Origin of the sequence: Streptomyces sp., from assembly GCF_031181555.1 — a bacterium.
Lineage (GTDB): Bacteria > Actinomycetota > Actinomycetes > Streptomycetales > Streptomycetaceae > Streptomyces > Streptomyces fimbriatus.
Map to the genome: position 1 here is coordinate 43,162 of NZ_JAPSKQ010000024.1, position 8,816 is coordinate 51,977.

Consider the following 8,816-nt stretch of genomic DNA (forward strand, 5'->3'; position numbering starts at 1 on the left):
GGGCCATGGATCTTGGACTGAAGGACCGGGTGTACGTCGTCACCGGGGCGACCCGCGGGCTGGGCCACGCCTCCGCGCGCGAGCTGGTCGCCGACGGCGCGAAGGTGGTCGTGACGGGGCGGGAGGAGAAGAGCGTCGCCGAGGCCGCGTCCGCGCTCGGCCCGGACGCGGTCGGGGTGGCCGCCGACAACGCCGACCCCGGGGCGGCCGAACGGCTGATCGCGACCGCGCGCGAGCGGTTCGGCCGCTTCGACGGCATCCTCGTCAGCGTGGGCGGGCCGCCGCCGGGGTTCGTCGCCGACACCACCGACGAGCAGTGGCGGACGGCGTTCGAGTCGGTGTTCCTGGGCGCGGTGCGGCTGGCCCGGGCCGCCGCCGCGGAACTGGGCGAGGGCGGTGTCATCGGCTTCGTGCTGTCCGGCTCGGTGCACGAGCCGATCCCCGGCCTGACCATCTCCAACGGTCTGCGCCCCGGTCTCGCCGGTTTCGCCAAGTCCCTCGCGGACGAGCTGGGTCCGCGCGGCATCCGCGTCGTCGGCCTGCTCCCCGGCCGCATCGACACCGACCGGGTCCGCGAGCTGGACTCCCTCTCCGCCGACCCGGAGGCCACCCGCCGCGAGGCCGAGTCCCGCATCCCGCTGCGCCGCTACGGCACCCCGGAGGAGTTCGGCCGCACGGCAGCGTTCCTCCTCTCCCCGGCGGCGTCCTACCTGTCCGGCGTGATGCTGCCGGTGGACGGCGGGGTACGGCACGGGTTCTAGTCCCGTCGCCGGGCCTTCGGTGGCCGAGGCCCCGGGGCGCCGGGGCGTGCCCGAGCAGCCGGCCCGTGGCCGGCCGGCACCTGCTCGGCCGATCCGTGCTCAGCTGACCCGCTCCGTCCGGTGCTTGACACCGTGCAGGCGCACTTCCGCCGGCAGGTCCGCAAGGCCCGTCGAGTCGCGGGCGTGGGTCAGGGCGCCGGTGGTGAGGGCGTGCAGGGCGGTTCCGGGGTCCACGTGGGGCTCCAGGTGGAGACGGACCCGGGTGCTCGGGGCGGTGCGGCGGCCGGTGAGCCGGACGCGGGCCTGTGCGACCCCGTCGAGCCGGCCCGCCTCCTCGGCGAAGGCCTGCTCCAGCGCCCGGCCGCGCAGCACCGCGCCCTCGCCGTCGCCGGTGTCGACCAGCACCTCGGCCAGGCGCTGTCGGCGCACCACCGCGACCAGCCACCACAGACAGAGCAGGACCAGGGCGGCGAGGGCGGCGAGGACGACCGGCCACCACCAGCCGGCGTCCCGCCACCGGGTCCGCTCGGCCTCGTCCAGCAGCACGTCGTGCCGCCCGTCGTGCAGCCACCAGGAGGGCGCCGGCACTCCCAGCCCGATCGCCAGCACGGACCCGCCGAGGGCGACCAGCACCAGGCCCGCGATCGCGAGCAGCACCCGGTTGACGCGTCCGAGCACCGCCCTCACCCCTTCCGGCCCGGCCGCCGCACGTGCACCGACAGCGCGGGCGGCCGGGCCAGGCCCAGCCCCCGGACCGCGTCGTCGAGCACCGTGTCCAGGTCGGCCCGTACGTCGTCCAGCCCGCGGAAGTGCGACACCGCGCGGACGTCGGCCCTGGCGCGCCTCATCCGCACCCGGACCGACTGCACGCCGGCCACCTCCATGGCCCGGTCCCGCAGCACCGTCGCGGCGGCGTCCCGGTGCAGTCCGGCGCGTACGCCGGGACGGGTGCGGCGCATCGGGAGCAGGGAGCGCAGGCCGGGCGTCAGGGCGAGCAGGATCAGCCAGAGTCCGAGCGCGGCGGCGGCACCGGCGCCGACCAGCACCCAGATGTCGTCCAGGGGCCGTCCGGCCAGTTGCCGGGCCAGCTCCCGGCGCCAGCTCATCGCGGGCCGGCCGGTGCGCACCGCGGCGATGTCGTACAGGAACGCGCCCGCGATCAGCAGCGTCAGGAGCGCGAGCAGGCCCGCGGGGACCCGGCGGGCCGACCAGAAGCGCCGGTGCGGGCCCGCTCCGCCGTCCGCGTCCCGCGCGGGCGGCGGGGTCTGCTGCAGGACCGCGCCCGCGGGCTCCTCGGTGCTCCGGGACTCGCTCATCGGGTCCTCCCTCGTGCCGCGCGGAACTCGGCGGTCAGGTGCAGTCGTTCCACCTGGACGACGACCTCCGGCACCTGCATGCCCGCCAGGGTGCCCACCCGCTCGACCACGTGACGGCGCACCTGCCGGCACCGGCCGCCGATGTCGCCGGGATAGTCGAGTTCGGCGTGCACCCGGACCCTGGCGCTGTCGTGGTGGACGACGACCGTGGCGTGCGGCGGGGCGGCGCCCGGGGGGAGCGTTCCGACCGCCTCGCGGGCCGCCTGGGAGGCGATCTTCGCCACCACCCGGTCGGCGATCCTGGTCGCGCCGCGCTCTCCCGGCGGGACCACGGCCGGGCTCCCGCCGGGTTCGCCGGTCCCCGCGTCCACGGCCGTCACCGCCGCCGCTCGTCACGGGAACGGAAGAAGTCGCCGAGCTCCAGGTCTCCCTCGAGGAACCGCCCGACGACGAATCCGACGGCTCCCAGGGCCGCCACCAGAAGGAAGGCCCCGAATCCGCCGAAGTATCCGGCGAAGCCCAGCGCCATGCCGGCGATCATGCCGACCACGGCCATGTTCATGGTGCGCTCCTCAGCTTCTCAGTGGTTCGCCGTCCGGGTGGGGCATCCGCGCGCCGGCGCCTCATTGGAGCCGCGGCTCCGGCTCCTCTTCCTCCTCGTCCGGCAGCTTGACGTCGCTCACCGCGATGTTGACCTCGACCACTTCCAGGCCGGTCATCCGCTCGACCGCCGCGATGACGTTCTCCCGTACGTCCCTGGCGACGTCGGAGATGGACACGCCGTAGTCGACGACGATCTCCAGGTCGAGCGCGGTCTGCACCTCGCCGACCTCGACCTTCACCCCGCGCGTCACCGACTTGGAGCCGCCCGGCACCCGGTCGCGCACGGCTCCGAAGGTCCGCGACAGCCCGCTGCCCATGGCGTGCACGCCGAGCACGTCCCGCGCGGCCAGCCCCGCGATCTTCTCCACGACGCCGTCGGCGATCGTGGTGCGGCCACGGCTGGACGGGTCACCACCGCCGCGCCGGGTTCCCTGGCCCTTGCGCGCGGTGGGGTCCGGGAGGTTCTTCTCGATCTCCGGGGCCCTCGTCGAGCCCTCTCCGGTCATGTCCGTCATCGCCGTACGTCCCTTCGATCGGCCTCCTTCGACCACCGTATGCGCGGTTGCGCGGTACCGCGCCCGTGATGCGGCAGGATGGAGGAATGACGACGGACCGGTGGGCGCATGCGGTGCGGCAGCAGGTGGGACTGGGCAGGTTCCTGCCCCTGGGCGGCCCGCGCGACGGCGCGTGGATCGCGGAACGTGCCGCCGAAACGGTCCTGCGGCACGCGGCGGCGCACGGTGTGCCGGGCGTACGCCTGGGCGGACTGCGCATCGCGCTCGCCGATCCGGACCGGACGCACGAGCCGGTCGTCCCGCCCCCGCCGAGCGCGCTGCCGCCGGGGGCGCTGCGGTTGACCGCGGAGTTCGCGGCCACGGCGGCACAACCGCTGCCGACGACGGCGTCCCGCCTGCGTACGGTGCTGGCCGACGCCGCGGCGGAGCGGATCGGGCTGTCGGTCACGGAAGTGGACCTGCGGGTGACGGAACTGCTGGACGGGGAACCGTCACCGGACCGGACCGCCGAGCCGCCACGGGAGCCGGAGCCCCGGGCAGCCGTCGAGCCCGGTGGCTCCGAGGCCGAGCGGGTGGCGGCGGCGGTGCTCGCCGTGCCGGGGGTGACCCGGCTGGCGGACGCACCGGGCGGCCCGGTGCAGCTGACGGAGCGGCCGGGCGGGGCCGCGCTGCCCCGCCGCCACGCGCGCGTGGGCCTCGCGGTCCGGACGGACCACCGGGCCCTGGACGTGGCCCGGGCGGTCCGCGCGGCGGTGTCGGAGGCACTGCCGGACCGCCCGACGGTGGCGGTACTGGTCGCGGCGGTCGACTGACCGCCCGCCGCCTCCCGGCGGCGTCAACCGCGGGACACCGCCGGGCGCGTCCCCGGGTGCCGCGGGTTTCCGGCCCCGCCGTCGGTGGCCGGTGGGCTATTCGCCGAGGCCGGCCAGGTCCCGCAGGCGGCGGCCCTGTGCGGCGCGCTCGGCGGCCCGCTGCTCCTCGTACGTGCGGTCCTGCGCGCCGCGCAGCAGCGCCTTGGTCTCGATCACGGCGTCCCGGGGCGCGGCCAGCAGGGCCTCGGCCAGGTCCCGCACCGCCGCGTCCAGCTCGCCGGCGGGCACGGCGAGGTTGGCCAGGCCGGTGCTCACGGCCTCCTCGGCCGTGACGAAGCGCCCGGTCGCGCAGATCTCCAGCGCGCGGGCGTATCCGACGAGTCCGACCAGCGGGTGGGTGCCGGTCAGGTCCGGGACGAGCCCGAGGCCGGTCTCGCGCATGGCGAACTGCACGTCGTCCGCGACGACGCGCAGGTCACAGGCGAGGGCCAGCTGGAAACCGGCCCCGATGGCGTGTCCCTGCACGGCCGCGACGGACACGATGTCGTTGCGCCGCCACCAGGTGAACGCTTCCTGGTACTCGGCGATGGTCGCGTCCAGCTCGTCCTCGCCGCCTCGCGCGAGGTCGATGAACGACGGCTCGCCGTCGAAGCCCTCGGGCGTGAACGCCTGCCGGTCGAGCCCGGCGGAGAAGGACTTTCCCTCACCGCGCAGCACCACGACGCGGACGGAGCCGGGCAGCAGCCGGCCCGCCTCGGTCAGCGCCCGCCACAGAGCGGGGCTCTGCGCGTTGCGCTTGGCCGGGTTGGTCAGCGTCACCGTGGCGATCGCGTCGTCGACGGTGAGCCGTACGCCGTCCTTGTCGAGTACCGGACCGAGGTCCTGGGCGGACGAAGCCATGGGGCGCCTCCGATGGGTGCGGTCGTCTTCCGTGCCGTACGGCAGGGCCGGGCCCGTCCTTCGGCACAGTTAAGTGACTGCACAGTAACCACCCGGCCGGTCAGTCGGCCGACCGGGTGGCCACCATCGGGATCGCGGGGCGCCCGGGGTCAGGCCGAAGCGGCCTTCTTGCCCCGTGTCGCCCCGCCACGCCCTCGGAGCGTGACGCCCGACTCACTGAGCATGCGGTGCACGAAGCCATACGAGCGGCCGGTCTCCTCGGCCAACGCCCGGATGCTCGCACCGGCGTCGTACTTCTTCTTCAGGTCTGCCGCGAGCTTGTCGCGCGCGGCGCCGGTCACCCGGCTGCCCTTCTTCAGAGTCTCGGCCACCCGTGCCTCCTCATGGGAAGTGCGCTCTGGTCTCCTCATGATCACCCCTCCCGGGCTTCATGGCCACCCATTCGGCAAGGTCTGTGAGACAAGGTTGTGACGACGGGAGCGCATCCCCACATACGGAAGAGGAGATTCCGATCGATGCCGCCGGTACCGCCGAACAGGTTCCTCCACGAAGCCCCAGGTCAGAAAGGCGCGGCGGCCGCGCCCCGGTACGGCAGGGACGCGGCCGCGATGTCGTTGTAGGACACACCTCGGTATGAGGAGATCTCACACGAATGATGGATCACGGGTAAGCCGAATGATCCATACGCAGTGGATCATCCGTTCGATCAACCCGGGCTGACCGCTCGCGGACGCCCCGGGCGGTCCGCCGCCGCTCAGGCGAGGGCGACGAGGTCCGCGTAGTCGGATCCCCAGAGGTCCTCGACGCCGTCCGGCAGCAGGATGATCCGCTCCGGCTGGAGCGCCTCGACGGCACCCTCGTCGTGCGTCACCAGCACGACCGCGCCCTTGTAGGTGCGCAGGGCGCCGAGGATCTCCTCGCGGCTGGCCGGGTCGAGGTTGTTGGTCGGCTCGTCGAGCAGCAGCACGTTCGCCGAGGAGACCACGAGGGTCGCGAGCGCCAGCCGGGTCTTCTCGCCACCGGAGAGGACACCGGCCGGCTTGTCCACGTCGTCGCCGGAGAACAGGAACGAGCCGAGCACCTTGCGGACCTCGACGAGGTCCATGTCGGGGGCGGCGGAGCGCATGTTCTCCAGGACCGTGCGGTCGGGGTCGAGGGTCTCGTGCTCCTGGGCGTAGTAGCCGAGCTTGAGGCCGTGACCGGGGACGACGGCGCCGGTGTCCGGCTGCTCGACACCGGCCAGCAGCCTCAGCAGGGTGGTCTTGCCCGCGCCGTTGAGACCGAGGATGACGACCCGGGAGCCCTTGTCGATGGCCAGGTCGACGTCGGTGAAGATCTCCAGGGAGCCGTACGACTTCGACAGGCCCTCGGCCATCAGCGGGGTCTTGCCGCAGGGGGCGGGCTCGGGGAAGCGCAGCTTGGCGACCTTGTCGGACTGGCGGGTCTCTTCGAGGCCGGCCAGCAGGCGCTCGGCGCGGCGGGCCATGTTCTGCGCGGCGACCGTCTTGGTGGCCTTGGCGCGCATCTTGTCGGCCTGCGCGTTGAGCGCGGCGGCCTTCTTCTCGGCGTTCTGCCGTTCGCGCCTGCGGCGCTTCTCGTCGGCCTCGCGCTGCTGCTGGTAGAGCTTCCAGCCCATGTTGTAGATGTCGATCGTGGCGCGGTTGGCGTCCAGGTAGAACACCTTGTTGACGACCGTCTCGACCAGGTCGACGTCGTGGGAGATCACGATGAAGCCGCCGCGGTAGGTCTTGAGGTAGTCGCGCAGCCAGACGATCGAGTCGGCGTCGAGGTGGTTGGTCGGCTCGTCCAGCAGCAGCGTGTCCGCGTCCGAGAACAGGATCCGGGCCAGCTCGACACGGCGGCGCTGACCGCCGGAGAGCGTGTGCAGCGGCTGGCCGAGCACCCGGTCGGGCAGGTTCAGCGCGGCGGCGATGGTGGCGGCCTCGGCCTCGGCGGAGTAACCGCCCTTGGTGAGGAACTCCGTCTCCTGGCGCTCGTACTGCTTGAGCGCCTTCTCCCGGGTGGCCCCCTGGCCGTTGGCGATGCGCTGCTCGTTCTCGCGCATCTTGCGGATCAGTACGTCCAGGCCGCGCGCGGAGAGGATGCGGTCGCGGGCGAGGACGTCGAGGTCGCCGGTGCGGGGGTCCTGGGGGAGGTAGCCGACCTCGCCGGAGCGGGTGACGGTGCCGCCGGCGGGGATGCCCTGGCCGGCGAGGACCTTGGTGAGGGTGGTCTTGCCCGCGCCGTTGCGGCCGACCAGGCCGATGCGGTCGCCCTTGGCGACGCGGAAGGTGGCGCTCTCGATGAGGACACGGGCACCGGCGCGCAGCTCGATGCCGGAAGCGGAGATCACGGACAGACTCCTGGGAGGGTGGCGGGGTGGGCGGCTGAGGGCGTTCCCGCCGTCTAATGCGCGAGGAGAATGGCCATGCGAGCCATTCTAACGGGGCCGTGCAACCAGTTTTTTTTCTGCGCGCGGTGACCGGCCGCGCCCCGTGCCCGCCCCGTCCCCCACCCCGTCCACGCCCCGTGCGAGCGGCCCGGTGGCGTCGTCAGTGACCGGTGCCACACTGAGCGGCAGATGGAATGTCCGGCGATGTCCGGCTACGGCACACAAGGAAGTGATCGTCATGGCAGGCACGGACGGCGGGCGTCCGAGCATCTTTCCGACGCTGCTGTACGCGGACGCGAAGGCGGCGATCCGGCAGCTCACGGAGGCCTTCGGCTTCACGGAGCGGTCGGTGTACGAGGGCGAGGACGGGACGGTGATGCACGCCGAGCTGGTGCAGGGCAACGGCGCGGTGATGCTGGGCTCCAAGGGCCGCGGCGGGGTGTTCGACACGGCGATGAAGGACGCGGGCCCGGCCGGGGTGTACATCGTCGTGGACGACGTCGACGCACACCACCGGCGCGCGGTGGAGCAGGGCGCGGAGATCCTGATGCCCCCGACGGACCAGGACTACGGCTCGCGGGACTACATGGCCCGGGACCTCGAGGGCAACATCTGGAGCTTCGGCACGTACGCGCCGCAGACCGGGACCGGAACCGGCACCTGAGGGTCCGGGGCTGCGGCCCGACGGGGACGGCCGTCGGTGTCAGCCCCCGGTGTGCACCTGGAAGGCGGCCCGGCGGACGGCCTTGGCCAGGGCGGGATCGGGATGCGCGGCGGCGAGCGCGACCAGGACCTGCACGGTGCGCGGGTGGCCGACGGCGCGCACCTCGTTGAGCAGTGCGGGGACCGTCGGCTGCACCGCGGACTCCAGGTGCCGGACCAGCAGGGGGGCCTCACCGTGGTCGGCGACGGCGGCCGCGGTGTCCACCCACAGCCAGGTCGCCTCCTCGCGGGTGAGGACCTCGTGGGCGTCCTCGGGGTCGGCGCCGTCGTGCTCGGCGAGCCACAGCAGGGCGTAGGGCCGCAGCGTCGGCTCGTCGAGCACGGCGCGGACCTCGGGTTCGGCGGGGGCGCCGACCACGCGCAGGGCCTCGAAGGCGAGGCCGCGCAGCAGGGCGTCCTCGCCCCGGGCGGCGCCGATCAGCTCGGTGACGGCGCTGCCGACCGGGCGGGCGGCGAGCCAGGCGCGGTACTCGGCGCGGGCCGCGTTGGGCCGCAGCTGGGCGCAGCCGCGGAGCATGTCCTCGGCACTCTGCTCGATGTTCCCGGCGGGGCTCTGCGCGGCGACGCAGATCTGCTCCAGCTTGACCCACACCGCCCAGCTGCCGAGCGGGGTGAGCGTGGCCTGCCCGTCGCCGTAGGTGAGGGCTCCGACGGAGGCGAGGGCGTGCAGGGCCCAGTCGAGCAGCGGCTCGAGCGGGGCGTCGGCGACGACCGGTTCGGCGGGCGCGGGGCGGGGCCGCCGGGGCTCGGGGCCGGTCCGGGCGTCGGGGGTCCGGGACACGTCGGCCCCGGGC

Annotated in this window: 11 protein-coding genes and 1 pseudogene; 3 read left to right on the forward strand and 9 right to left on the reverse strand. The window is 74.0% G+C overall.

Translation table 11 applies throughout. The annotated features are described in order from the left end of the window. Window positions 1-5: 5 nt before the first annotated feature. Window positions 6-761: an SDR family oxidoreductase gene (locus RIM90_RS07935; protein ID WP_309059869.1), complete on the forward strand. Its 756-nt coding sequence runs from the start codon at window positions 6-8 to the stop codon at window positions 759-761. 99 nt (window positions 762-860) lie between these two features. Here the strand turns inward: RIM90_RS07935 and amaP are convergent, their stop codons facing one another. The 5 genes from amaP to RIM90_RS07960 all read right to left on the reverse strand — a co-directional run bounded on the left by amaP (window position 861) and on the right by RIM90_RS07960 (window position 3,195). Continuing rightward, window positions 861-1,448, reverse strand: coding sequence for an alkaline shock response membrane anchor protein AmaP (amaP, locus tag RIM90_RS07940; RefSeq protein ID WP_309059870.1), 588 nt, complete (start codon window positions 1,446-1,448; stop codon window positions 861-863). Next, window positions 1,445-2,077: a DUF6286 domain-containing protein gene (locus RIM90_RS07945; RefSeq protein WP_309059871.1), complete on the reverse strand. Its 633-nt coding sequence runs from the start codon at window positions 2,075-2,077 to the stop codon at window positions 1,445-1,447. Before RIM90_RS07945 ends, amaP begins: the two co-directional genes overlap by 4 nt. Beyond that, complete coding sequence (locus RIM90_RS07950) at window positions 2,074-2,457, reverse strand: hypothetical protein (RefSeq protein ID WP_309059872.1); 384 nt, start codon at window positions 2,455-2,457, stop codon at window positions 2,074-2,076. The genes RIM90_RS07945 and RIM90_RS07950 overlap by 4 nt, the downstream gene beginning before the upstream one ends. After that, the gene (locus RIM90_RS07955; RefSeq protein ID WP_073937463.1) at window positions 2,454-2,639 is read right to left on the reverse strand and encodes a hypothetical protein; all 186 of its coding nucleotides are present in this window, start codon (window positions 2,637-2,639) and stop codon (window positions 2,454-2,456) included. The genes RIM90_RS07950 and RIM90_RS07955 overlap by 4 nt, the downstream gene beginning before the upstream one ends. 61 nt (window positions 2,640-2,700) lie before the next feature. After that, on the reverse strand, window positions 2,701-3,195 hold the full coding sequence (locus RIM90_RS07960; protein WP_309059873.1) for an Asp23/Gls24 family envelope stress response protein: 495 nt from the start codon (window positions 3,193-3,195) through the stop codon (window positions 2,701-2,703). An 86-nt stretch (window positions 3,196-3,281) separates the two neighbouring features. Between RIM90_RS07960 and RIM90_RS07965 the strand changes: the two genes are divergently transcribed. Continuing rightward, on the forward strand, window positions 3,282-4,007 hold the full coding sequence (locus RIM90_RS07965; protein ID WP_309059874.1) for a nucleopolyhedrovirus P10 family protein: 726 nt from the start codon (window positions 3,282-3,284) through the stop codon (window positions 4,005-4,007). Window positions 4,008-4,103: 96 nt separating this feature from the next. On the opposite strand, the gene RIM90_RS07970 is transcribed toward RIM90_RS07965, so the two are convergent. The 3 genes from RIM90_RS07970 to RIM90_RS07980 all read right to left on the reverse strand — a co-directional run bounded on the left by RIM90_RS07970 (window position 4,104) and on the right by RIM90_RS07980 (window position 7,260). Next, window positions 4,104-4,907, reverse strand: coding sequence for an enoyl-CoA hydratase/isomerase family protein (locus RIM90_RS07970; protein ID WP_309059875.1), 804 nt, complete (start codon window positions 4,905-4,907; stop codon window positions 4,104-4,106). A gap of 149 nt (window positions 4,908-5,056) precedes the next feature. Beyond that, the gene (locus RIM90_RS07975; RefSeq protein ID WP_018567695.1) at window positions 5,057-5,278 is read right to left on the reverse strand and encodes a helix-turn-helix domain-containing protein; all 222 of its coding nucleotides are present in this window, start codon (window positions 5,276-5,278) and stop codon (window positions 5,057-5,059) included. 383 nt (window positions 5,279-5,661) lie between these two features. Then, window positions 5,662-7,260 (reverse strand): ABC-F family ATP-binding cassette domain-containing protein, encoded by a 1,599-nt coding sequence (locus tag RIM90_RS07980; RefSeq protein ID WP_309059876.1) that lies wholly within the window; start codon window positions 7,258-7,260, stop codon window positions 5,662-5,664. Window positions 7,261-7,537: 277 nt separating this feature from the next. Here RIM90_RS07980 and RIM90_RS07985 point away from each other — a divergent pair, with 277 nt between their 5' ends. Then, the gene (locus tag RIM90_RS07985) at window positions 7,538-7,963 is read left to right on the forward strand and encodes a VOC family protein (RefSeq protein ID WP_309059877.1); all 426 of its coding nucleotides are present in this window, start codon (window positions 7,538-7,540) and stop codon (window positions 7,961-7,963) included. Between the two features lie 39 nt (window positions 7,964-8,002). Here the strand turns inward: RIM90_RS07985 and RIM90_RS07990 are convergent. Beyond that, window positions 8,003-8,816, reverse strand: a pseudogene (locus RIM90_RS07990) (hypothetical protein); the annotation flags it as partial.